At 68.6% G+C, this 23935-nt stretch carries 14 protein-coding genes; 9 read left to right on the top strand and 5 right to left on the bottom strand.

Annotation, left to right across the window (positions count from 1 at the left end; all coding sequences use genetic code 11):
• Nucleotides 1-34: 34 nt before the first annotated feature.
• Nucleotides 35-3295, bottom strand: coding sequence for a TonB-dependent receptor (locus AC1U89_RS14955; protein ID WP_479900482.1), 3261 nt, complete (start codon nucleotides 3293-3295; stop codon nucleotides 35-37).
• A gap of 343 nt (nucleotides 3296-3638) precedes the next feature.
• Between AC1U89_RS14955 and AC1U89_RS14950 the strand changes: the two genes are divergently transcribed.
• The 6 genes from AC1U89_RS14950 (at nucleotide 3639) to AC1U89_RS14925 (ending at nucleotide 13799) form a co-directional block, all read left to right on the top strand.
• Nucleotides 3639-5156, top strand: coding sequence for a tryptophan halogenase family protein (locus AC1U89_RS14950; RefSeq protein ID WP_479900481.1), 1518 nt, complete (start codon nucleotides 3639-3641; stop codon nucleotides 5154-5156).
• Nucleotides 5153-6601, top strand: coding sequence for a tryptophan halogenase family protein (locus AC1U89_RS14945; RefSeq protein WP_479900480.1), 1449 nt, complete (start codon nucleotides 5153-5155; stop codon nucleotides 6599-6601). Before AC1U89_RS14950 ends, AC1U89_RS14945 begins: the two co-directional genes overlap by 4 nt.
• A complete protein-coding gene (locus tag AC1U89_RS14940; protein WP_479900479.1) occupies nucleotides 6598-8118 on the top strand; it encodes a tryptophan halogenase family protein in 1521 nt (506 codons plus the stop codon). The genes AC1U89_RS14945 and AC1U89_RS14940 overlap by 4 nt, the downstream gene beginning before the upstream one ends.
• Nucleotides 8119-8126: 8 nt before the next feature.
• Nucleotides 8127-9632: a tryptophan halogenase family protein gene (locus AC1U89_RS14935; RefSeq protein ID WP_479900478.1), complete on the top strand. Its 1506-nt coding sequence runs from the start codon at nucleotides 8127-8129 to the stop codon at nucleotides 9630-9632.
• A 398-nt stretch (nucleotides 9633-10030) separates the two neighbouring features.
• Entirely contained in the window at nucleotides 10031-12973 is a 2943-nt protein-coding gene (locus AC1U89_RS14930) for a TonB-dependent receptor (RefSeq protein WP_479900477.1), read from the top strand.
• 151 nt (nucleotides 12974-13124) lie between these two features.
• Nucleotides 13125-13799: a DJ-1/PfpI family protein gene (locus AC1U89_RS14925; RefSeq protein WP_479900476.1), complete on the top strand. Its 675-nt coding sequence runs from the start codon at nucleotides 13125-13127 to the stop codon at nucleotides 13797-13799.
• A gap of 22 nt (nucleotides 13800-13821) precedes the next feature.
• Here AC1U89_RS14925 and AC1U89_RS14920 read toward each other — a convergent pair whose 3' ends face one another.
• A complete protein-coding gene (locus AC1U89_RS14920) occupies nucleotides 13822-15954 on the bottom strand; it encodes an alpha-glucuronidase family glycosyl hydrolase (protein WP_479900475.1) in 2133 nt (710 codons plus the stop codon).
• Between the two features lie 208 nt (nucleotides 15955-16162).
• Here AC1U89_RS14920 and manD point away from each other — a divergent pair, with 208 nt between their 5' ends.
• From manD to AC1U89_RS14905, 3 genes are all read left to right on the top strand, one after another.
• Entirely contained in the window at nucleotides 16163-17374 is a 1212-nt protein-coding gene (gene manD / locus AC1U89_RS14915; protein ID WP_479900474.1) for a D-mannonate dehydratase ManD, read from the top strand.
• Nucleotides 17375-17526: 152 nt separating this feature from the next.
• Nucleotides 17527-18279 (top strand): FadR/GntR family transcriptional regulator, encoded by a 753-nt coding sequence (locus AC1U89_RS14910; RefSeq protein ID WP_479900473.1) that lies wholly within the window; start codon nucleotides 17527-17529, stop codon nucleotides 18277-18279.
• A 23-nt stretch (nucleotides 18280-18302) separates the two neighbouring features.
• Complete coding sequence (locus tag AC1U89_RS14905; RefSeq protein ID WP_479900472.1) at nucleotides 18303-18782, top strand: surface-adhesin E family protein; 480 nt, start codon at nucleotides 18303-18305, stop codon at nucleotides 18780-18782.
• Between the two features lie 6 nt (nucleotides 18783-18788).
• On the opposite strand, the gene AC1U89_RS14900 is transcribed toward AC1U89_RS14905, so the two are convergent.
• From AC1U89_RS14900 to AC1U89_RS14890, 3 genes are read right to left on the bottom strand one after another with little or no spacing between them, the layout of a single operon-like run.
• A complete protein-coding gene (locus AC1U89_RS14900; protein ID WP_479900471.1) occupies nucleotides 18789-20477 on the bottom strand; it encodes a SulP family inorganic anion transporter in 1689 nt (562 codons plus the stop codon).
• Between the two features lie 45 nt (nucleotides 20478-20522).
• On the bottom strand, nucleotides 20523-20996 hold the full coding sequence (locus AC1U89_RS14895; protein ID WP_479900470.1) for a hypothetical protein: 474 nt from the start codon (nucleotides 20994-20996) through the stop codon (nucleotides 20523-20525).
• A 56-nt stretch (nucleotides 20997-21052) separates the two neighbouring features.
• Nucleotides 21053-23896 carry a glycosyl hydrolase 115 family protein gene (locus tag AC1U89_RS14890; protein ID WP_479900469.1) on the bottom strand — a complete coding sequence of 948 codons (2844 nt, stop codon included), beginning with the start codon at nucleotides 23894-23896 and terminating at the stop codon, nucleotides 21053-21055.
• Nucleotides 23897-23935 lie beyond the last annotated feature (39 nt).

The following is a 23935-nucleotide window of genomic DNA, read 5'->3' as shown; positions in this document are numbered from 1 at the left end:
CCGCCGGACCAGGCCGACGGAGGCGCCTCGGGGTCTAGAAGGTGGCGCGCAACACGAAGGTGTAGCGCCGGTCGTTCATGAACCAGGACCGTCCGGCCTTGAGCAGTTGGTTGTTCAGGACCTGGGTGGTCTTGGTGACCTCGTTCGTCAGGTTCACGCCCTGCACGCCGACCTTCACCTTGTCGTTGACGGTGTAGAACAGCGAGCCGTCCAGCTGGCCGGTGGCCTCGTTCATGATCGGCGCGTAGGGCACGATCACGTCGCGGACCGTCAGCAGGAAGTCCGAACGCCAGTTGTAGGCCAGGCGAGCCGAGATCTTGCCCTTCTCGTAGATGGCCGCGAAGTTGGCGTTGTGCTTGGACAGGCCCTGCAGCGGCAGCAGGCTGGTGTCGACCGTCGAGACGCGGCCGGCGGCCACGTCGGGGTCGGTCGCCGACAGCGTGCTTTGCGGCACGCCGCTGCTGTCGATGTAGCTGTAGTTGGCGTTGATGCCGAAGCCGTCCAGCGGCTTGGGCAGGAAGTCGTAGAACTGCTGGTAGGCGACTTCGAAGCCCTTGATGTGGGCGGTCTGGTCGGAGTTGCCCGGCGTGGTGACCGCCACGTTGAACGTCGCGCCGTTGTTGGTGAACGGGACGCGCGCGGTCGTGTTGGTGGCGACGTCCTTCAGTTCCTTCCAGAACAGCGCGAAGGTCAGCKAGCCGACCGGCGCGAAGTACCATTCCGCTGAAGCGTCCAGGTTTATCGACTGGGTGGGCTTCAGGTACGGATTGCCGACCGTGACCGTGCCGCTGAGGCTGTCGGCCGTGACCGGGTTCGAGATCGCCGCGTCCGTCGTGTCCAACTTGACGTCGTAGTAGTTGCGGGTCAGGCCGATGTCGGGCGGGGTGATGGTCTTCGAAGCGGCGAAGCGCAGCTGCAGCTTGTTCGGCAACGCGACCTTCACGTTCAGGCTGGGCAGCCAGTAGTCGTAGGTCAGGTGGGCCGTGTTCGGGTAGGTCGCGCCGTTAGAGAAGGCCACGGCCGCGGCCTGCACCGACGAGGGAAGCTGGCAGTAGTCGGTGGGCGTGAACACCGGCTTGGGATCGGGCAAGGCCTGCCACCGCGCCAGGGCGTCCGCGCAGGCCTGCGGGTTCGTGGAGGACTGCGGGAAGGTCAGATAACCCGAAGCCTCGCGTTTGGTGCGGGTATAGCGCAGGCCGATATTGCCGCTGACCCGGACGTCGCCGTCGAAGTCGTGCCCAAACCGCAGCATGCCGTAGGCCGACTGGGTCGTCTCGTTGACCGGGTTGATCTCGCCCGGCCGGAACGGCGACCCGGCGTTCACGCCGCAGCGCTGCGCCAACGGCACCCAATTCTGCGGGCAGTGGTTGGCGTCGAGACGCGCCCGCCATTCGTCGCCGACAGCCAGGCCAAAGGCCGACATCGCGGCGTAATCCCGGGCGGGGTTGCCGTTGTAGAACGGACGGGCGTCGAGACCGGTCGGAACCGGCACTTCGCCGCGCATGAAGTCGGTGAACGGATAGAGCTCGGTGTGGGCGACGCTGTTGCTGCCGCCCGGCGTGGCCGGGTTGCCGTTGACTGGATCGTCGAACCAGACCGGACCGCCGCCGCCCCAGATTTCGCTCAGCACGCCCCAGTTATAGGCTGTGAACCGGGTGGTCTGGTCGCGCTCGGACCAGCGGACGCCCACGCGGGCCGAGTCCAGCCAGCTATTCTCGGCGAAGCGGTAGTCGACGTCGATCTTGGCGGCGTCTTCCTTGCCCTCGCTCTGCTCGATGTGGTCCATCGCCGAGCGCCAGAAGCTGTTGTACGGGTCCTGGAAGCTGTTGTGGGTTCCCCGGAAGTAGGTCGAGCAGCTGCTGCTGGGCGGCGCGCAATTCGACACGGCCGCGCCGCTGGACGGCGGCAGGAACGTGAAGACCGGCATGTCGGAACCGTTCAGCTTCAGGTCCAAGTTCTGGAACGTCGAAGCCCAGACGCCAACGTCCAGGTTGTCGACCGTCGAGTCCACGTGCTGGTAGTCGAAGACCACGCCCCAGCGCTCGTTCGGCGTCCACTTGAAGTTGAAGCCGTAATCCGAGGTGACGTACTTCTGCTCGACGCTGCGGGTGATGTTGTTGCTTTGCAGGCCGTTGCTGGGCGTACGCGGATCGGTGGCGCTGTTCTGGTCGTCGCGCCAGCCTTGCGAGCCGGTGATGACGCCGTTGGTGAAGATGCCGCTGCTGTCGACGCCGAAGGTGGTGCCGTCGATCGGGCGCGAGTCGCCGTTCGAGGTCACGTTGTCGGTGGCGATCTCCATCGCGTGTTCGGTCCAGTGCTGCTCCGATTCCGAGCGGAGGTACTGGAAGGTCGCCAGCATGGTGTCGTCGTTGCTGCGCCATTGGCCGGCGGCCGCATAGCCCGTGCGGTCGCGCTCGGTCTCGGTGCTGCGGAACGCCGCGCCGCGCGGGAACCACACGCCCTTGCCCCGATTGTCCGGGCAGTCGACAGCCTTGGGATTGGTGGTTTGGGCGGTGGTGAAATCGGTGCGGCAGCCGAAGTTCGACACCTGGGTGCCGTCGGCCCGGGTCCAAAGCTTGGAATCGACCGCGCTGAGCAGCAGGCCGAACGTGCCGGCCTCGGTGTCCCACTGATTGCTGTAGAGGGCCGAATATGTCGGGGCCCACTTCTTGACGAAGTCGCCGTAGCTGGCTTCGGCCGACAGCGAGATCACCTGCTTCTTCTGGTCGAACGGCAGGCGGGTGCGCAGGTTGACCGTGCCCGAGATGCCGCCCTCGATCATGTCGGCCGAGGGGCTCTTGAACACATCGACGCCGCCCATCAGCTCGGACGGCACGTCCGCGAAGCTCAGGGCGCGACCGTTGTTGGCCGAGAACGTGTCGCGGCCGTTCAGTTCCGAGCGCACGAAGTTCAGGCCGCGCACCACGACGCCGCTGCCTTCGGTCGAGAAGTGGTCGGGGTCGACGCCGGCGGCGAAGCGGTTGATGGCCACGCCCGGGATGCGCTGCAGCGCCTCGGTGACCGAGCGGTCCGGCAGGGCGCCGATGTCCTCGGCGGTGATCGAGTCGCTGACGACCTCCGAGCTTTGCTTGAGCTGCTGCGAGCTCTTCAGGCTCTGGCGGATGCTGGTGACAACCACCTCGTCGACCGTCGCCGCGTCATCGGCGGGTTTGGTCTGGGCCAGGGCCGGCCCGGCGATCAGCACCACGCCCAGCGCCAGGGCGGATACGCCGTACTTGAGTTTTGAAATTGAATTGCCGCTCGCGCATGCGGGCGCGCCTTGGACGTAGTCCATTTCGTCTGCCTCCCCAGTTATTCTTCCTGGCAGCGGGTTACCGCTACCATTGGTCTATTGAATCGACCATTATGGTCAGATGATATGGCAAAGCCCGCCGACGTCAAGGTACCGGTAACTTGACTGTCAAAAAGAAGATGATCATCGATCAAKCTTCTGTTTTAGCGGGAAAATTTGGTTGCTCCCACGTGTTGCAACCAGGAAAAACAGGTCAGCGGGCGACGCTTTCCCCCAACTGGGAACGTACGTCCTCTGACCAATCCGCTTGGACCTCGACGTCCATTCGGGCCAGACGGGATGACCGCCCATAGAAGGCGGGGTACGGTCGCGAGAGGGGGAACGCATGACGGATCGAGCCGTCCGGAACATTCTAATCGTCGGCGGCGGCACCGCCGGCTGGATGACGGCCGCGGCCCTGTCGGCCAAGCTGGCCGGCCTGCCGATCGCCCTGCGCCTGGTGGAATCCGCCGAGATCGGCACCGTCGGCGTCGGCGAGGCGACCGTGCCGCACATCCGCCATTTCAACGCCGCCCTGGGCCTCGACGAGGCCGATTTCATGCGCAGGACCCAGGCGACCTACAAGCTGGGCATCGAGTTCCGCGGCTGGGGCAAGCCAGGCGACAGCTACATCCACCCGTTCGGCGCCTATGGCGCGGCGATCGGCGGGGTGGGCTTCCACCACCACTGGCTGCGGGCCCACCAGGGCGGGGATCCGACGCCGCTGGAGGCTTATTCCCTGCCGGTGATGGCCGCGCGAGCTGGCAAGTTCGCCCCGCCCTCTTCCGACCTGCGCTCCGTGGCCTCGACCTACAACTACGCCTACCAGTTCGACGCCGGGCTCTATGCGGCCTATCTGCGCGCCTATGCCGAGGCGCGAGGCGTGGTCCGCACCGAGGGCAAGGTCGCCGACGTGGCCCTGCGCGGCGCGGACGGCTTCATCGAGGCGATCACGATGGAGAACGGCGAACGCATCGAGGCCGACCTGTTCATCGACTGCTCCGGGTTCCGGGGCCTGCTGATCGAACAGGCCCTGAAGGCCGGTTACGAGGACTGGACGCGCTGGCTGCCCTGCGACCGGGCCGCCGCCGTGCCGTGCGAAACGGTCGAGGCCTCGACGCCCTACACCCGCTGCACGGCCGACGAGGCCGGCTGGCGCTGGCGCATCCCGCTGCAGCACCGGGTGGGCAACGGCTACGTCTATTCCAGCGCCCATATCAGCGACGACGCCGCCGCCGCCGCCCTGCTGGCGGGACTGGAGGGCAAGGCCCAGGCCGACCCGCGCTTCCTGCGGTTCGTCGCCGGCCATCGCAAGAAGCAGTGGAGCAGGAACTGCGTGGCCGTGGGCCTGGCGTCAGGCTTCCTGGAGCCGCTGGAAAGCACCAGCATCCACCTGATCCAGGTGGCCGTGACCACCCTGCTGGAACTGTTCCCCGACCGCGACTGCGCCCAGGCCGACCAGGACGAGTACAATCGGGTCATGACCCTGGAGTTCGAGCGGATCCGCGACTTCCTGGTGCTGCACTACCACGCCAACCAGCGGGTCGGCTCGCCGTTCTGGGACGACCGCCGAAACCTGCCTATCCCCGACAGCCTGGCCTACAAGATGGACCTGTTCCGCGACCGGGGCGTGGTCGTGAAGTACAAGGACGGCTTCTTCCTCGAGCCCAGCTGGCTGGCCGTCTATCTGGGCCAGAACATCGTGCCCGGGATGTACKACCCGGTCAGCGACAGCGTGCCCGACGCGGCCCTCGCCCAGCGCCTGAAGGCGATCCGCGAGTCGGTCGCCGAAACGGCGCGGGCCATGCCGACCCACGACGACTGGATCGCCCGCTTCTGCGCCGCCTCGGGAGCCGCCGCATGAGCCGCCCGCCCCTGAACAGCGTCGCCGTCCTGGGCGGCGGCGTCGCCGGCTGGATGACGGCCTGCGCCCTGGCCCGGGTGCTGCCCGGCGACCGGACCCTGCGCGTGGTCGAGACCGCCGCCTCGGCGCCCTGCGGAGCCCTGTCAACCCTGCCCGCCCTGCGGACCTTCCACGGCCTGCTCGGCCTGGACGAGGCCGCCCTGATGCGGAGCGCGCGCGGGACCTTCAAGCTGGGCGCGCGCTACAGCGGCTGGACCGGGACCGGCCACGACCATGTGGAAGGCTTCAGCGACGCCGGCGCCGGTCTGGACGGCGTGGCCTTCCATCATCACTGGCTGCGCGCCTGCGAGCGCGGCGACGCCGGCCGATACGAGGACTACAGCTTGGCCGCCGTGGCCGGACGCCTGGGCCGGTTCGCCCCGCCCAGCGAAGACCCCCGCTCGGTGCTGTCGACCCTGTCCTACGGCCTGCACCTGGACGCCGCCGCCTATGTCGCGGCGCTGCGGGCGACGGCGGGCCGCGTGGAGGCCCGCGCGGGCGAGATCGCCGACGTCGTCCTGGCGGCGGACGGCCGGATCGCCGCCGTGGTCCTGGCCGACGGCGAGCGGGTCGTCGCCGACCTGTTCATCGACGCCACGCCGGACGGCCGGCTGATCGGGGCGACGCCCGACGCCGGCTGGATCGACGAGCCCGCCCTGCCCTGCGACCGCCTGGCCCTGCGCGAGGTCGCACCCCGCGCCAACCCGCCGCCGCTGACCGAGTTCGAGGCGATCGCCGAGGGTTGGCTGCGGCGCGTCCCGCTGCGCGGCGGCGACGCCGTGGCCCTGGGCTATGCCGGAAGCTTGACCTCTGACGACGAGGCGCGCGACATCCTGGGCGGCGAGGCCACGATCGTTCCCGTGCGCAACGGTCGCCGCCGACAGGTCTGGTCCGGCAATTGCGTGGCGATCGGCCCGGCGGCCGGCCAGCTGGAGCCGCTGAACGGCGACGACGCCCAGGCGATCCAGAGCGGCGTCGGCCGACTGATCGCCCTGCTGCCCACCGCCGACGGCTCGCCCCTGGCGGCGATGGAGTACAATCGGCTGATGGCCGAGGAGCAGGACCGGGCCCGCGACCTGGCCGTGTTCCGCTACGCGGCCGCCACGCGGACCGAGCCGCTGTGGGTCCAGGCCCGGCGCGCCGCGCCCTCCCCGGCCCTGGCCTACAAGCAGGCCCAGTTCGAGAGCCGGGGCCGCGTGGTGCTGTACGACGAGGAGACCTTCGTGGAAGGCGCCTGGGTCGGGGCGTTCCTGGGCCACGGGATCACGCCGCGCCGGCACGACCGGCTGGCCGACCGCATTCCCGCCGCCCAGGCCGACGCCGCCCTGGCCCGGCTGCGCGGGATGATCCATCAGGCCGCCCAGGCCATGCAGCCGCACGCCGACGCCCTGAAGGACCGCTCATGACGCCCGCTCCCATCCGCAAGGTCCTGGTCCTGGGCGGCGGCACGGCCGGCTGGATGACCGCGGCCGCCCTGTCCAAGGTGCTGAACGGCCAGGTCGAGGTCGTGCTGGTCGAGTCCGAGCAGATCGGCACGGTCGGCGTCGGCGAGGCCACCATCCCGCCCATCCTGACCTTCAACGGCATGCTGGGGATCGACGAGCGCGAGTTCATGCGCGCCACCCGCGCGACCTTCAAGCTGGGCATCGAGTTCCGCAACTGGACGCGCCTGGGCGACCGCTACATCCACCCGTTCGGGAGCTTCGGCCTGGATATCGAGGCCATCAAGTTCCACCAGGTCTGGCGCAAGGTCCGCGACCGGGTCGGGCCGATCGAGGACTTCAACCTGGCGGCCGTGGCCGCGCGCCAGAACCGCTTCGCCATGCCCGATCCCGATCCGGCCAAGGTGCTGTCCAGCCTGAAATACGCCTTCCATTTCGACGCCGGCCTCTACGCCCGCTTCCTGCGCGCCTTCGCCGAGAAGCGGGGCGCGACGCGGATCGAAGGCAAGGTCGCCGACGTGGCCCTGCGCGGCGAGGACGGCTTCATCCAGTCGGTCACCCTGGAGGACGGCCGCGTGATCGAGGCCGACCTGTTCATCGACTGCACCGGCTTCCGCGCCCTGCTGATCGGCCAGGCCCTGGGCGGGCGCTACATCGACTGGAGCCGCTGGCTGCCTAACGACCGGGCCGTGGCCCTGCCCTGCGCCACCGGCGGCGACGGCCTGACGCCCTATACCCGCGCCACCGCCGACAAGGCCGGCTGGCGCTGGCGCATCCCGCTGCAGCACCGCACCGGCAACGGCTATGTCTATTCCAGCGCCCATATCGGCGACGACGAGGCCCTGGCCGCCCTGACCGCGGGACTGGACGGCCTCGCCCAGGCTGACCCCAATTTCCTGCGCTTCCAGGCCGGTCGCCGGGACCAGGCCTGGATCAAGAACTGCGTCGCCATCGGCCTGTCGTCCGGCTTCCTGGAGCCGCTGGAAAGCACCAGCATCCACCTGATCCAGGCCGGGATCACCAAGCTGCTGGCGCTGTTCCCGGACAAGGGCTTCGATCCGCTGGAGATCGACGAGTACAACCGCCTGACCGCCCAGCAGGTCGAGCTGGTCCGCGACTTCATCATCCTGCACTACAAGGCCACCGAGCGCTCGGACACGCCCTACTGGGACTATGTCCGGACGATGGAGATCCCCGACAGCCTGGCGCGCAAGATCGCGCTGTTCGCCGGCCGGGGCCGCATCTTCCAGTCCGACTACGACCTGTTCGCCGAGCCCAGCTGGATCGCCGTGCTGCTGGGCCAGGGGATCGTGCCGCGCCAGTACGACGCCCTGGTCGACACCCTGCCCGAGGCCGCCCTGGTCCATCGCCTGAAGCGGATGGCCGACCTGATCGGCCAGACGGCCCAGGCCATGCCCGACCACCAGGCCTTCATCGCCCGCTATTGCGCCGCCGACCTGGCCGCCAACATCCCAGCATGAGTTCCCGCATGACCAATCAACGCCTGCGCAAGGTCGTCATCGTCGGCGGCGGCACGGCCGGCTGGATGACGGCGGCGGCGCTGGGCCGCTTCCTGAAGGACGGCTACACCCAGGTGACCCTGGTGGAGTCCGAGGAGATCGGCACGGTGGGCGTGGGCGAGTCCACGATCCCGCAGATCAAGATCTTCAACCGCATGCTGGACCTGGACGAGAACGACTTCGTCCGCCGCACCAAGGCGACCTTCAAGCTGGGCATCGACTTCGTCGACTGGAAGACGATCGGCCACCAGTACCACCACCCGTTCGGCCCCTACGGCGTCGACATGGAGGGGGTGTCGTTCCACGCCTACTGGCTGCGGCTGAAGGCCATGGGCGAGGCCGGCGACCTGGGCGACTACTCGCTGCAGGCGGTGGCGTCGGCGCAGGGCAAGTTCATGCGGGCCAACAACCAGCCCAACTCGCCGCTGGGCAAGATCGATCACGCCTACCACATCGACGCCGGCCTCTACGCGCAGTACCTCCGCGGCTACGCGGAGACACGCGGGGTGCGCCGCCAGGAAGGCCGGATCGTCGAGGTGCACCAGCGCGCCGAGGACGGGTTCATCGAGGCCGTGACCCTGCAAGGCGGCGAGCGGGTCGAGGGCGATCTGTTCATCGACTGCTCGGGATTCCGGGGCCTGCTGATCGAGCAGACCCTGAAGACCGGGTTCGAGGACTGGTCCCAGTGGCTGCTCAACGACCGCGCCGTGGCCGTGCCGTGCGAATTGGGCGGCTCGACCAACCCGGTGACCCGCGCCACCGCCCGCCCGGCCGGCTGGCAGTGGCGCATCCCGCTGCAGCATCGCCTGGGCAACGGCTACGCCTATTCTAGCGCCCACATCAGCGAGGACGAGGCGACGGCCTACCTGCTGGCCAACCTGGACGGCGCTCCGCTGCGCGATCCCTTCACGCTCCGCTTCACGGCGGGGCGGCGCAAGAAGAGCTGGAACAAGAACGTCGTGGCCATCGGCCTGTCGGCGGGCTTCATGGAACCGCTGGAAAGCCAGAGCATCCACCTGATCCAGGTCGGCATCTCGCGCCTGCTGGCCATGTTCCCCGACAGGCGGTTCGAGCAGCCCGACATCGACCGCTACAACCGCGTGATGCAGTTCGACTACGAGACGATCCGCGACTTCCTCATCCTGCACTTCCACGCCACCCGGCGGAACGACACGCCCTACTGGGACTATCTGCGGGAGATGCCGATCCCAGACTACCTGGCCGACAAGATGGCCGTGTTCCAGAGCTACGGCCGGGTGTTCCGCGAGAACGACGAGTTGTTCACCGACACCAGCTGGTTCGCGGTGATGATCGGCCAGGGGATCGAGCCGCGCGGCCACGACCCGATGGCCGACGTGATGTCCGACCAACAACTTCGCGCCAACATGGACAACATTCGCGGCGTCATCGCCAAGTCCGCCCAGGTCATGCCCGACCACATGACCTTCATCGCCGACAACTGCGCGGCCGTCTAAATCGCCCAGGACTCTTCTGTCTGACATCTCGGATCGGCGCGGCCGCGTCGGTCCGGACCGATTGCCTGCGCGCCCGACCAAATTCCGTGCATCTTCACCGATCGCGCATTATTGGTAAGACCATTCGCATGGCCTCATTTGTCAGACATTTGCCGTTTTCCCTTCGATGTTCACGTTCCCTTGGGTGATCGGCCAGCAACACCGGACCGCAAATGGTCGGACATTGGTTTTTCTAGAGGTATGACCTCGTTGACTTGCGAGGCCTTACCTCGTAACGATCACCTTGTGACCGCTACCATGACCATTCGATCGCCGCCGTGCGCGGACGACCGAAGGAGGGATTGGGAAGGGGGCAGAACGACAGGTGCGCAGAGCACCGAGACGTCAAGGGGAGAAACATGGTCCACTCATTCCACTCGCGCGCGTTGCGTCTGGCGCTGATCGGCGCCAGCTGCCTGACCGGCCTGGCCGCCGCGCCGGCCTTCGCTCAACAGACCGCGCCCGCCGCCGCCACCAACTCCGACACGGTCGAGGAAGTGGTCGTCACCGGCTTCCGCAAGAGCCTGGCCGACGCCACCAACGCCAAGCGCGAAAGCATCACCTTCCAGGACTCGGTCTTCGCCGAAGACATCGGCAAGTTCCCCGACCTCAACATCGCCGAGTCGCTGAACCGCATCCCGGGCATCCAGCTGACCCGCGAAATCAACGGCGACGGCCTGAACATCGCCGTGCGCGGCCTGGGCACCAACTTCACCAAGATCCTGCTGAACGGTTCGCAGATCGCCGTGGCCTCGTCGGGCCGCACCGACGCCCAGAACCAGAACCGCGAAGTCGACCTGAACCTGTTCCCGACGGAACTGTTCACCCGCCTGGACGTCGCCAAGACCCCGACGGCCAGCCAGGTCGAAGGCGGCGTCGCCGGCGTGGTCAACATGCGCAACGCCCGTCCGCTGGATCGGCCCGGCCGCCACTTCACCTATTCGACCCAGGCCAGCTACCAGGAGAGCGCGGGCAAGTGGAGCCCCCGCGGCGCCATCCTGGCCAGCGACTCGTGGGACACCAGCCACGGTGAGTTCGGCCTGCTGCTGGGCTATGCCGGCGTCCGCACCAAGAGCCGCACCGACGGCTTCGAAACCATCGGCTGGACCAACGCCAACCTGACCTACGCCCAGTGCGGCACCACCCCGACCGGCACGGCGACCCCGACCTCGGCCGACCCGACCTGCAACAGCGCCGTCGGCGGCAACGGCTTCAAGTTCGCCGACACCGTCCCGGCCAACGCCGGCAACGGCCTGATCGCCGGCACGCCGGTCACCAAGGCCTATCTGGAAGGCTTGAACCCCGGCACCACCGCCCAGCAACTGGGCGACGGCCTGCTGCCGCGCCTGGGCCGTCAGTCCTACAGCGAAGGCAAGCGCAACCGCGACTCGCTGCTGATCTCGGGCGAATGGCGCCCGAACGACGCGCTGGCCTTCTATGTCGACCTGCTGGGCGGCAAGACCCACAACAACTTCAACCGCCTCGACATGGACTGGATCGTCCGCAACTCGAGCGGCATGGTCCCGTTGAACGTCAAGGTCGACAGCAACAACGTCGTCACCAAGGGCACCTTCGCCAACTCCCAGTTCTTCCTGGAAGCGCGGCCCTATGACGAGAAGACCGAGTTCTACAACTTCAACCCGGGCGGCTCCTGGCAGATCAATCCGTGGCTGCTGCTGGACGGCCAGTTCAACCTGAGCCGCAGCGTGTTCTTCCGCGAGGCGCCGACCATCCTGGTCAACTCGCCCAACGGCCTGACCGTCGACTTCGACAACACCGGCGGCGACATGCCGCTGATCAAGACCGCCGCTAACCTGAACGATCCGAACCTGGGTTGGACCTTCGCCGGCGGCCGCCTGAACATCCAGAACGAGAAGCGCGTCACCTCCAACAAGGGCACGCACTGGAACCTGAAGATCGGCGAGGACAACGAGAACTACATCAAGGTCGGCGTCGCCTACGACGACATCAGCCGCTCGATCCAGGCCCTGGACAACAGCGCCGCCTGGCAGACCTTCACCTGCGGCGGCGGCCTGGTGAACAACGCCGTCCCCTCGCCCACCCCGGCGTGTAACGGCCAGGCCGGCTCGGCCATCACCCAGGCCCAACTCGCCTCGTACCTGCGTCCGGGTCCGCTGGGCTTCATCACGGTCGACTACGACTCGTTCAAGAAGGCCAGCCAGTTCGACCGCTTCAACGACACGGCCCCGGCCGTGGCCACCGCGGCGACCGCCGCGGCGTCGGGCTTCATCGAGGAAGAGACGACCGGCGCGTATATCGAAGGCAACGCCGTCACCCAAATCCTGGAACGCGACCTGGCCTTCAACTTCGGCGGCCGCTACGTGAGCACCGACCAGACGATCCGCGGCCCGCAGACCGTCAACGGCGTGACCACCCTGCTCGAGCGCCAGACCCGCTACGACGCGTTCCTGCCGGCCTTCAACGCCGTCTACAAGGTGCGCGACAACATCAACCTGCGCATGGCCGCCTCGCGGACCATCACCCGGGCCAACCCCAGCGCCATGCTGCCGGGCACGACGTTCAGCGACCCGTCGGCCCAGTCGGCCAACCAGGGCAACCCGGCGCTCAACCCCTACACCTCGAACAACTTCGACATGGGCGGCGAGTGGTACACCGGCGGCGCCGGCTACTTCGGCGTGGCCCTGTTCCAGAAGGTGATCAACGGCTTCACCGTCCAGGGCACGAACACCATCCCGTTCAGCCAGCTGGGCGTGGCCTACGCCAACCTGACCCAGCAGCAGCAGGCCGCCATCGACCTGCGCGGCGGTCCGAACGTCGCGACGGTCACCGTCAGCCAGCAGGTCAACGCCGGCGGCACCCTGACCATCMGCGGCTACGAACTGAACTGGGTCCAGCCGCTGGACTTCCTGATCCCGGGCACCGGCTTCACGGCCAACTACACCCGCATCAACCAGAGCGCCAACGGCAGCGGCGCTCCGGCCGTGGCGGTCGGCGTGTCGCCCTACACCTACAACATCACCGGCTACTACGAAGGCCACGGTGCCACGGTCCGACTGTCGTACAACTACAACGACGCCCAGATCAGCTCGGACCCCAACCAGAACAGCGTGCCGGTCGCCCGTCTGAAGACCGACGCCTACAAGCAGGTCGACCTGTCGGCCAGCTACCAGCTGCCCTGGAAGTACGCGCCGCAGATCACGTTCAACGCGATCAACATCACCAAGGAAAAGCAGCGCCAGACCTTCCAGTACAACAACGCCGCCTTCACCCTCTACGACCCGGGCGCCACCTATCTGATCGGCATCCGCGGCCAGTTCTAGGAACCTCAAACGCGACACCTTCCTTCCTCGCGTTTCCCCAGCGGCGTGTCTTCGGACACGCCGTTTTTTTGTGCCCGTCGCCCCACGGGTTGACCGCCCCACGCATGGCGCGTCAAAGTTGTTTTCACGCCAAGGACAAGGGAGGGGCGAGATGAGGCTGGGCATACCCGTCTACGAGGGCGTCGACCTGCTGGACGTCATGGGGCCGCTCGAGATGTTCCACTGGGCCGGCAAGGACCAGCCGCTGGAGACCGTGATCGTCTCGCAGGACGGCGGGCCGGTCACCGCCCTGAGCGGCGTCCGCTTCGAGGCCCAGGCCAGTTTCGACGACGTCCCGGAGCTCGACATCCTGTGGACGCCCGGCGGCGATCCCGACGTGCTGGGCCAGATCATGAGCGATCCGGACTCGCCCTACCTGGCCTATCTGCGCCAGACGGCCCAGAACGCGACCTGGGTGTGCTCGGTGTGCGAAGGCGCGCTGCTGCTGGCCCAGGCGGGCCTGCTGGACGGCTACAAGGCCACCACGCACTGGGCGTTCATCGCCTGCCTGCAGAGCTTCTACGAGATCGACGTCGACACCAGCAATCCGCGCTTCGTGGTGTCGGGCAACCGGCTGACCGGCGGCGGCATCTCCTCGGGGCTCGACGAGTCCCTGCAGCTGATCATGATGCTGTTCGGCCAGGCGGCGGCCGAGAGCGTCCAGGTCACCACCCAGTACTTCCCCCAGCCGCCGGTGATGGGGACCATTCCCCCCACCCCGGCGTGCCCGGTGACCTGGTCGTCGCAACCGACTTACTTCCAGCAGAACGAAAGCCGGCTCATCTGAAGACGGCGCGCGGGATCAGGCCTCAGCCGCCGCCCGGCGCGTAGGGGAAGTTCAGGCCCTCGTAGTAGTCCAGCGGATGGGCCGGGGGCGCTTCCCCGGCCGGCAGGGGCAGGCCCGAGAAGGTCTGGAAATAGGCGATCGAGGCGTCGCGCCACCACTGGGCCTCGTTGCGCTGGATGGCCAGGAAGTCGGCGACCTGGGCGTGGCGCTCGGCGTCGACATAGGGCGAGAGGCTCGCCCAGGTCTTGCCCATGCCGTCCACCGTGGCCACGCCGTGCGAATAGTGGGTCACCAGGCCGTCCCACAGGGTCTGGCCGGACTTCAGCCTGTAGGTCCACGGCAGGTGGTGGAACCACAGCAGGTCCTTCTCGTCGATCGCCTTCAGGTCCGAGAAGCGCTTGGCGACGATGGGGGCGTACTGAGCCGTGGCGTTGCTGCCCGTGGCGGTGCGGTCGAAGCCGATCCCGTCCTTGCCGGCCTTGGCGTAGTAGACGCTGGTCCAGTCGGCGCGCGGTCCGCCCGTCACCCACGGCCCGGGGCCATAGTGGTGGCTGCGGCCCATCTGGTGGTGCAGGCCCAGCGGGGTCATGTAGTCCACCGCCGCCTCGCGCGAGCCCATCATCATCGCCACGGCGGGCGCCACGAAGCGCGGGTCGGTCGAGAAGGTCATCTTGGCCCAGTCGGCGGCGATGTCCTGGGTCGAGGCCTCGGGATCCCAGGCCAGGCGGCCGAAGACGTACCAGTTGGCCTGGTCGAACTGCGAGCCGGTCCAGTTGCGGTCGCGGCCGATGTTCGAGACCCCGGCCATCAGGGTCAGGGGCCGGTTGTCCAGCGCGCCGTCCACCACCTTGGCCACGGTCGAGCCCTGGCCCTTGGCGTAGGTGTCCGACTTCAGGGTCTCCTCGTAGAGCGGGCCCAGATAGACCAGGTGGGTAGCGAAGCCGAGGTATTCCTTGGTGATCTGGAACTCCATGCCCAGGTTGGTCTTGGGCATGGCGCCGAACAGCGGGTGGAACGGCTCGCGCGGCTGGAAGTCGATCGCCCCGTTCTTGACCTGGACGATGACGTTCTCACGGAACTGGCCGTCGAACGGCTTGAACTCGCTGTAGCCCTGCTTGGCGCGGTCGTCGGGCTGCTCGTGCGAATAGACGAAGGCCCGCCACATCACGATCCCGCCGTGCGGCCCCACGGCGTCGGCCAGCGTGTTGGCCCCGTCGGCATGGGTGCGGCCGTAGTCCTGCGGACCGGGCTGGCCTTCGGAATTGGCCTTCACCAGGAAGCCGCCGAAGTCGGGGATGGCCTTGTAGATCTCGTCGGCCTTGGCCTTCCAGAACGCCTTCACGGCCGGGTCCAGCGGGTCGGCGGTCTTCAGGCCGCCGATCTCGATCGGGGCCGAGAACCGGGCCGACAGATAGACCTTGATGCCGTAGGGCCGGAACACGTCGGCCAGGGCCGCGGCCTTGGCGATATAGGGCGAGGTCAGGCTGTCGGCCTTGGCGTTGACGTTGTTCAGCACCGCGCCGTTGATGCCGATCGAGGCGTTGGCGCGGGCGTAGTCGACGTAGCGCGGGTCCTTGTAGTCCGGCAGCTTCCACCAGTCCCACAGCGAGGCGCCGGCGTAGCCGCGCTCCACATGGCCATCCAGGTTGTCCCAGTGGTTCAGCAGGCGGTGATTGACCTTGGGGGCCGACAGCACGTCCAGCTTGTCGACGCCCTGCCCCGTCTGGACCAGGCGCAGATAGGCGAAGACGCCGTACAGCACGCCGACGTCGCTGTTGGCGGCGATGACCGTGGTCTTGCCGACCGTGCGGATGAGGTAGCCCTCGTCGCCCGCGCCCTTCAGCGGCAGGTTCAGGGCGGCCACGGCGGGCGAGCCGGCGGGGGTGCCGATCAGGATCGAGGGCGCGTCCGAGGCCGGGGCGCCGCCCACCAGGCCGTCCAGCCCGCGCTGCAGCTCGGCGCGCGCGACCTTCAGGGTGGGCGTGTCGGCGCTGGGCGCGATCGTGCGGATCGCCGGGCGCTGGGCCGCCGGCAGCGGCCGGTAGCGCAGCCACAGGTCATAGCCGTCCTCGGCGTGGGCGACCGAGGCCGCCAGGGACGCCGAGATCAGGCCGGCCGCCAGGCAGAGCCCCCGTACGAAAGACACAAGACGCATGTTTTCTCCCTGGCGACAGCATGCCGTGCGGCGCGAGGGGGCGCGACGGTCTTGATCTTGTGATACCGCTACCTTTAGCAAAGGTCGAGACACCATGACGCCAGTGGTCAGACCAATAGGTTGACAACTGTCCCGTCTGATTTAGACCGATACCGCTACCATCCGACTTTTGCCAATTGCGTCAACGTCGGGTCAACGAAAGCGTCCCATGCCGAAGATCACCGCCGCTCGCGTCATCGTCACCTGTCCGGGGCGCAATTTCGTCACCCTGAAGATCGAGACCAGCGACGGCGTCCACGGCGTCGGCGACGCCACGCTGAACGGCCGCGAACTGTCGGTGGCCAGCTATCTGGCGGATCACGTGATTCCCTGCCTGATCGGGCGCGACGCCCATCAGATCGAGGACATCTGGCAGTACCTGTACAAGGGCGCCTACTGGCGTCGGGGCCCGGTGACCATGGCCGCCATCGCGGCGGTCGACATGGCCCTGTGGGACATCAAGGCCAAGATCGCCGGCCTGCCCTTGTACCAGTTGCTGGGCGGCGCCTGCCGCACCGGCGTGATGGTCTACGGCCACGCCAACGGCGCGACGATCGAGGAGACCCTCGAGAACGCCCAGGCCTATGCCGAGAAGGGCTACAAGGCCATCCGCCTGCAGTCGGGCGTGCCCGGCCTGAAGGGCGTCTACGGCGTCTCCAAGGACAAGTTCTTCTACGAGCCGGCCGACGGCGACCTGCCGACCGAAAGCCTGTGGTCGACCGAGAAGTACCTGCGCAGCGCCCCGGCCCTGTTCGAAGCCGCCCGCGACAAGCTGGGCTGGGACCTGCACCTGCTGCACGACGTCCACCACCGCCTGACGCCGATCGAGGCCGGACGCCTGGGCAAGGACCTGGAGCCCTACCGCCCGTTCTGGATGGAGGACGCCGTCCCCGCCGAGAACCAAGCCAGCTTCCGCCTGATCCGCCAGCACACCACCACCCCGCTGGCCGTGGGCGAAATCTTCAACTCGATCTGGGACTGCAAGCAGCTGATCGAGGAACAGCTGATCGACTACATCCGCGCCACGGTGGTCCATGCCGGCGGCATCACCCATCTGCGCAAGATCGCCAGCTTCGCCGACCTGCACCACGTGCGCACCGGTTGCCACGGCGCCACCGACCTGTCGCCGGTGTGCATGGCCGCGGCCCTGCACTTCGACCTGTCGATCCCCAATTTCGGCATCCAGGAATACATGCGCCACACCGAGGCGACCGACGCGGTGTTCCCCCACGCCTACAGCTTCGCCGACGGCATGCTGCATCCGGGCGAGGCGATCGGCCTGGGCGTGGACATCGACGAAGCCGAAGCCGCCAAGCACCCCTACAAGCGCGCCTACCTGCCCATCGCCCGTCGCGAGGACGGCTCCATGCACGACTGGTGAGGCTGTCGCGACATCGTTTTTCGCCAAGGCCTTAGGACGAAGGTCGGGGTTTGGGGACCGGTGTCAAAAATAGCCCGCGCGGGTCAGGTCGGTTATGCTATCGCGAGTCTGAGGGGCCCTCGGGTCCGCCGCCGAGAAACTGACGAAAAGACATGGCCGAGAACGTCAAGCTCTACCGCCGCATCGCCGACTCGATCGCCGAGGCCATCGAGGGCGGCCAGTACAAGCTTGGCGACCGCCTGCCCACGGAACGCGAGCTGGCCGAACAGTTCGGCGTCAGCCGCCCCACCCTGCGCGAGGCCATGATCGCCCTGGAAATGCTGGGCATGATCGAGGCCCGCCACGGCCTGGGCATCTATGTCACCGGCGACGTCCGTCCCGTCACCCCGGCCAGCGCCGAGCCGGCCTTCGAGATCGGGGCGTTCGAGCTGATCGAGGCCCGCCGCCTGTTCGAGGGCGAGGCCGCCGCCCTGGCCGCCACCGCCATCACCGACGACCAGATCCTCGAGCTCGAGGCGCTGATGGAGCGCATGGCCCGCGAGGAGGAGATCCTCGGCGAGGACGCCGACCGCGAGTTCCACATGGTCATCGCCCGCGCCTCCGGGAACGGCGCGATCATCGCCACGATCGAGAACCTGTGGGACTGGCGCAACCGCTCGCCCCTGGCCCGCAACATCCTGACCCGCGCCCGCGGCATGGGTCTGGAGCCGCGCATCGTCGAGCACCGCCGGGTGTTCGAGGCCCTGAAGGCCCGCGACCCGGCCGCTGCGCGGCAAGCGATGCGCGACCACCTGGAACGGGTCATCGACCACCTGCTGCACGCCACCGAGACGGAAGCCGTCGAGCGGGCCAAGCAGGAGACCGGCGCGAGGCGCAGCGCCATCGCCAAGCGTGTCGCCATCTGACAGCGCTATCCCCGGAGGCGGTCATGCTCGGTCTGATCCTGATGCTGCAGACGGCTCCCCTCCCGGATGCTCCCACGCCCGTCGCCCCGGTGACGGTCTCGCCCGAGAAGCCGACGACCCGACCCATCCCGCTGTGGGCGGAGAAGGTCCAGCCGCGCGACTGGCCGTTCCTGGGCGGCGTCCAGGACCGCTCGATCCTGGTCTTCGCCAAGACCGCCGCCAACCCGCCGGGCTCGCCCTACCAGCAGGTCTGGGTCCGCCACGAATACCAKACCGTCCAGACCGACGCCGCCGACGGCGTCGCCCTGGCGCCCTACCGCTCGGAGAAGCTGGTCGAGGAGGTCGACTGCGCCCGGCAGGTGTTCCGTAGGCTGAAGGCCTATCGCCACGCCGACAACAACCTGGAAGGCCAGGCCCAGGCCCTAGGCTTCACCGAGGCCGCCTGGACCGCGCCGGAACCCGACACCTTCGACGCCACGATCGTCCGGGACGCGTGCCTGTAGCCGCCCTCARCTKACCCGATGGCCCAGGGCGGCGGTCACCCCATCGGTCAGGCGATCGTAGAACGCCCCCTCGCCCACGGCGTCGACGATTCCGGCGCTTTGCAGCCTGTCCTTGATCGGATCGCGCATACGGGCGAAGGCCAGCGCAACGCCGTCGTCCTTCAGGCCGCGGATCAGGCGCAGCAGAACGTCGCACGCGCTGCTGTCGACCAGGCTGATCGCGCTGGCGTCGATCAGCACGTGGGTTATCGGCGGAGAAGCCCGGGCGACGGCGGCCTTCAGCTCCCGCTCGAAATGGCCGGCGCTGGCGAAGAACAGGTCCCCGCCCGGATTGAAGATCAGCAGCCCCGGGAAGGTCCGGGCGTCCGGGTGCAGGCGGATGTCGCGATAGGCCTGCTCCTTCGGCAACTTGCCCAGCACCGCGCTCTTCGGGTGGCTGGCCTTGTAGATCAGCATCAGCAGCGAGAGCAGCACGCCCAGGGCGATCCCCTGCATCACGCCCAGGACCAGTTCGCCGACGATCACCACGGCCATCATCGCGAACTCCCCGGGGGCCTCGACCGCCAGCCGGCGCAGATAGGCGGGCTTGGACAGGTGGAGCATGGCGGCGATGACGATCGCGGCCAGGGTCGGATGCGGCAGCCCCTGGAACAGGGGCGTCAGGAAGATCAGGGTCAGGAAGCACAGCAGCGCCGCGACCAGGTTGGCGACCTGGGTCCGGGCGCCGGCGCCGATGGCGACCGAGGTCTTGGACAGGCTGCCCACGGCCAGGAAGCCGCCCAGGACGCCGCTCAGGAGGTTGGCGAAGCCGTGGGCGATCAGTTCCTGGTTCGGGTCGACGTCGTCGCCGTCCGCGTCGGCCCGGGCCGCGCCCAGCGCCTCGGCGTAACCCACCAGGACGATGGACAGCGCGCCGGGCGTCAGGGCCAGCAGCAGGTCCGGCGACACGCGCGGCAGGGTCAGGTGCGGCAGGCCCGACGGCAGCGGCCCGACCACGCTCACGCCCGCCGCCGTCGCGCCCAGCAGGGCCGCCAGCGCCGTGCMGGCCACCGCCACGATCAGCGCGGCGGGCAGCCGGGGCGAGAGGCGGCGCAGCGCCAGCATCGCGGCCAGGCTCAGGACGCCGGTCAGGGCCGCCGCGGGCGCGACCTGATCCAGGCTCCGCACGATGAACGCCAGCTTCTGGAAGGCGTCGCCCTGGACGCCGTGCAGCCCAAGCAGCGGCGCGACCTGGCCGATGATCGTGACGCAGATCAGCCCCTCGATGAATCCGCGCATCACCGGCGTGGCGATGAAGGCGGCGATCCAGCCCTGCCGCAGGAGGCCGAACAGCAGGAAGAACGCGCCGATCAGCACGGCCAGCGTGCCGGTCAGGGCTCCGAAGTCCGCCGAGCCGCGCGCCGCCAACGCCCCCACCGTCAAGGCCGAGATCACGCCGGTGGCGGTGTCCGGACCGACCACGAGAACACGCGAAGTCCCGAACAGCGCATAGGCGATCAGGGGCGGCGCCAAGGTGTAGAGGCCCATGATCGCCGGCACCCCGACGATCCCGGCATAGGCCATGCCCTCGGGGACCATGACCGCCCAGAGCGCCAGCCCCGCCAGGATGTCCGTGGACAGCCAGCCGCGCCGATAGCCCGGAAGCCAGCGGCCGATCGGGACGAACCGCGTCCAGGATCCGGCGACGTCGAACATGCCCAGCCTCTCATCGCCGTCCGCGACGCTCGCGGACCTGGAGCCCTACAGCCCCTGAGCCCGCAAAACGTCCGGATCGATCGCCAGACCGTAGAGGTAGCGATGCCGCGAGGTCGAGCCGCGTTTCAACTGCCTCAACTGGGTGTTCTGCTCGTCGGTCAGCTTGAACGGCCGGTAGCCGCGTGACCGCAGGCAGCCTTCCAGCGCCGGCTCCAGCTGATCGGCGACGTTGTTGAAGGTCCGGTACTGGCTGCGCTTGGCGCTTTCGATCACCTCGAACACGTCCTGGCCGTCCATCGAGAAGACCTGATCGACCATGGGCACGGAGACCGGCGTGGCGCTGCCCGCCAGCCAGGCGCATTCGACGGCGTCGGTGCGGTACTGCAGGTACGAAATACCGGGCTTGCCCCAGCTCTGCCGGCCCGGCGCGGGCTGGGCCTGGACGGCCCCGGCCAGCAGGCCCCCAGCGGCCGTAACGGCGAGGGCCAGGATCGCGAGCCGCAACGGGAAAGGACGCATCTTCAGCCTCCTCGTCTCGCCCCGACTATCGCAGGGCCGCCCATCCAAGCAAAGCCCTAGCGCCGCACGCCTTCCACCGGTCCCAGATAGCTGTCGGGCAGGTCGCCGCGCGAGATCACCAGCCGCTCGAACACCACGCCCGGGTCCACGCGCCACAGTCGGATGCGGTGGGCGCCGGCCTTGGCGGCGGTCAGGCGGATCGTCTGGACGCGGGCGTTGTCGGCCACGGCCTTCTCCCAGCTCTTCTGGCCTTCGCCCGTCTTGGTCTCGCCCTCGTGCAGATTGACGATCACCGGCGGGGCGTCGTCCAGCGAGACGGCGTAGCGCAGGCCGCCGCCGCCCCGGAAGTCGAGGCTGGGCGCGGTGAAGACCCGCAGGTCGAAGTCGCCGGCCTGCGCCAGGTCGACGGCGTAGTCGAGGAAAGCCCCCTGCCCCGGCGCGCTGGACGGCGCGGTCGAGGGAGAACTGGTCACGCCCGACAGGGTGCGGCCCAGGCCGGGGATCGTCGTCCACGACACCCCGCCCGCGCTTGCGGCCGCCGCATGATGCTCGGCCTCGATGGCCAGCGGACCGCCGGCCTCGACGAAGGCGCCCTTGGCCGCCTTGCGCGGCGCGCCGTCGACCACGGCCGTGACCGTCACGGTCCTGCCGTCGGCGCCGGTCAGGACGATCGGCACGCGACGGGCCGAGGTCGGAGCGGCCTTCCAGTCGACCGAGACCTCCAGCCGCGTGTCGCCGTTGGCGGCGGCCGGGCCGGGCGCGACCTTCAGCCAGGGTTCGCCGGCCTTGGCGGTGAAGGCCAGGGGCGCGGCGCCCCGGTTGAACACGTCGATCCAGCGGCCGGATGCGCCGTCACGAGCCAGGGGCGGCAGGTCGGCGGCCTCGGCCACCGCATCCGCCCGGCCCTCCACCGCCACGCCCCAGCCGGCGGCGGGCTTCACCGCCACGGTCGCCGGGATCACGTTGCTCGGGGGCTGCTGCCAGTAGGTGTAGCCGATGTGGGTCTGACTCATCATCCTGCGCCACTTGCCGCCGGCCAGGTCCTCGTCCCACTGGCGCACCAGCTCGGCGTCGCGGGCGAACAGGGCCTGGACCTTGGCCGCCTCGGCGTTGGCCGCCGTCCGCCCCTGCTTGGCGTAGAGAGCGTTGCGGCCGGCGGCGATATAGAGCCGGGTGTGGTTGGCGCTGGCCTGGATCGGGAACCAGACCAGCTGGAAGAAGGCGTCGTCCTGGTCCTTCGGCAGCGCGCGGCGCAGGGCGTCGGCGCGGCGCTCCAGGTCGCCCCACTCGGCCTCGACCCGTTCGGCCTCGCGGAAATTGACCAGGCTGAAGGTCGAGCCGTCGATCAGCTCGGGTTTGCGCCGAGCGTTCAGCCGGGTGTAGCCGTCCAGCAGGGCGGCGATCTCGTCGGCGTGCTGCGGACCGAACTGGGCGGCGGCCCAGTCGCGGGTGAAGCCCGCCATCTTGCCCACCGTCATGGCGTCCGGATCCCAGGCCATGTCGAGGAAGAACTCGGTCGGCAGCTCCATGGGCTTCAGGTCGCCCACATTGACGATCCACAGCCGGTCGGCGCCGTGATCGCGGGCCAGCTTCATCTGCTCCCAGGTGCGCGAGACCTGGTTGGTGTTCAGCCACTTGTAGTTCCGAGGCCCGCCCACATAGTCGAAGTGATAGTAGACGCCGTAGCCGCCCGGCCGGGTCTTGCCCGGCTCGGGAAGGCGGCGGATGTCGCCCCAGTTGTCGTCCGAGAACAGCAGGGTCACGTCGTCGGGCACGCGCATGCCCGCGTCGTAATAGTCCTGCACCTCCTTGTAGAGCGCCCAGACCTGCGGGGTGTTTTCCGGAGGCTTTCCCGTCACTTCGCCGATGATCTTGCGCTGGTCGGCGACGATGGTCTCCAGCAGCTTGGTGGCCGTGCCCTGGGTCATCGGCTCGTCGCCGTCGCCGCGCATGCCCACGGTCAGCACGCTCTCGTTGGCGCCCATCCGCTTGACGCCCTCGCGCCAGAAGTCGCGCAGCTTGTCGGGGTTCTTGGCGTAGTCCCACGGGCCCTGGCCGTAGCGCTCCCACTCGACGTGGGCCCGGCCCAGCGGCTCGTGGTGCGACGTGCCCAGCACCACGCCGTACTCGTCGGCCAGCGGCGCGCTCAAGGGGTCGTCGTCATAGATCGACTTGCCCCACATGGCCGGCCACAGGAAGTTGCCCTTCAGGCGCAGGGTCAGTTCGAAGACCTTGGCGTAGAACGCGTGGTTCACCCCGCCGAACCGCTGCTGGGCCCAGCCCGACAGCGCCGGGTCCTCGTCGTTGAGGAAGATGCCGCGATACTTCACCGCCGGCTTCTGCACGCGCCGGCCGCCGGCGACATAGACCTGGTCCTTCACGGGGATCGGCGCGTCGGCCCACCAACTCCACGGCGAGACGCCCGCGCGTTCGATCAGGTCGTAGGCGCCGAAGATCGTGCCCCGCTTGTCGGCCCCGGCGATGACCAGGGCGCGCGCCACGCCCGGGCGCGGGTTCTCGACCACCTGCTGGACGAAGGCTTCCCACTGGCCGTTGACGCCGGTCACATCGAGCTTCCCCGAAGCGACCAGGGCGTCGATGGCCGCGCTCTTGCCGATCGTGCCGATGATGACGACGGGGGCGTCCTTTGCCGGCAGGGCCTCGGCCGACAGCTTGGAGAGGTCGCCGCGCACGTCGTTCACCGCCCGCAGCACGCCCGGCCAGTCGGTGACGTCGGTCTCGATCCGCGCCGAGCGGCCCTGGGCGATCAGCGGGAAGGCGTCCGCCGCCGGCGTTGCCGAGATCGCCGCCGGCTCGGCGGCGCGGGCGGGCGCGGCGACGGCGACGCCCACGGCGAGGGCCGCCGCCAAAGCCAGGGCGGACACGGCGGTGCGGATCATGGGCTTTTCCATCGCGGGAACGGGGACAGGCGCCTGCGC

It is taken from the genome of Caulobacter sp. 05T431 (assembly GCF_056665975.1).
Note: the sequence above shows the minus strand (reverse complement) of the source record. Positions and strands in the feature narration are given on the sequence as shown.

What these genes read in the sequence shown, in the direction of transcription:
- AC1U89_RS14945 (WP_479900480.1), top strand. Translation starts at nt 5,153, where the DNA reads ATGAGCCGCCCGCCCCTGAACAGCGTCGCCGTCCTGGGCGGCGGCGTC.
- AC1U89_RS14940 (WP_479900479.1), top strand. Translation starts at nt 6,598, where the DNA reads ATGACGCCCGCTCCCATCCGCAAGGTCCTGGTCCTGGGCGGCGGCACG.
- AC1U89_RS14935 (WP_479900478.1), top strand. Translation starts at nt 8,127, where the DNA reads ATGACCAATCAACGCCTGCGCAAGGTCGTCATCGTCGGCGGCGGCACG.
- AC1U89_RS14925 (WP_479900476.1), top strand. Translation starts at nt 13,125, where the DNA reads ATGAGGCTGGGCATACCCGTCTACGAGGGCGTCGACCTGCTGGACGTC.
- AC1U89_RS14920 (WP_479900475.1), bottom strand. Translation starts at nt 15,954, where the DNA reads ATGCGTCTTGTGTCTTTCGTACGGGGGCTCTGCCTGGCGGCCGGCCTG.
- manD (WP_479900474.1), top strand. Translation starts at nt 16,163, where the DNA reads ATGCCGAAGATCACCGCCGCTCGCGTCATCGTCACCTGTCCGGGGCGC.
- AC1U89_RS14910 (WP_479900473.1), top strand. Translation starts at nt 17,527, where the DNA reads ATGGCCGAGAACGTCAAGCTCTACCGCCGCATCGCCGACTCGATCGCC.
- AC1U89_RS14895 (WP_479900470.1), bottom strand. Translation starts at nt 20,996, where the DNA reads ATGCGTCCTTTCCCGTTGCGGCTCGCGATCCTGGCCCTCGCCGTTACG.
- AC1U89_RS14890 (WP_479900469.1), bottom strand. Translation starts at nt 23,896, where the DNA reads ATGATCCGCACCGCCGTGTCCGCCCTGGCTTTGGCGGCGGCCCTCGCC.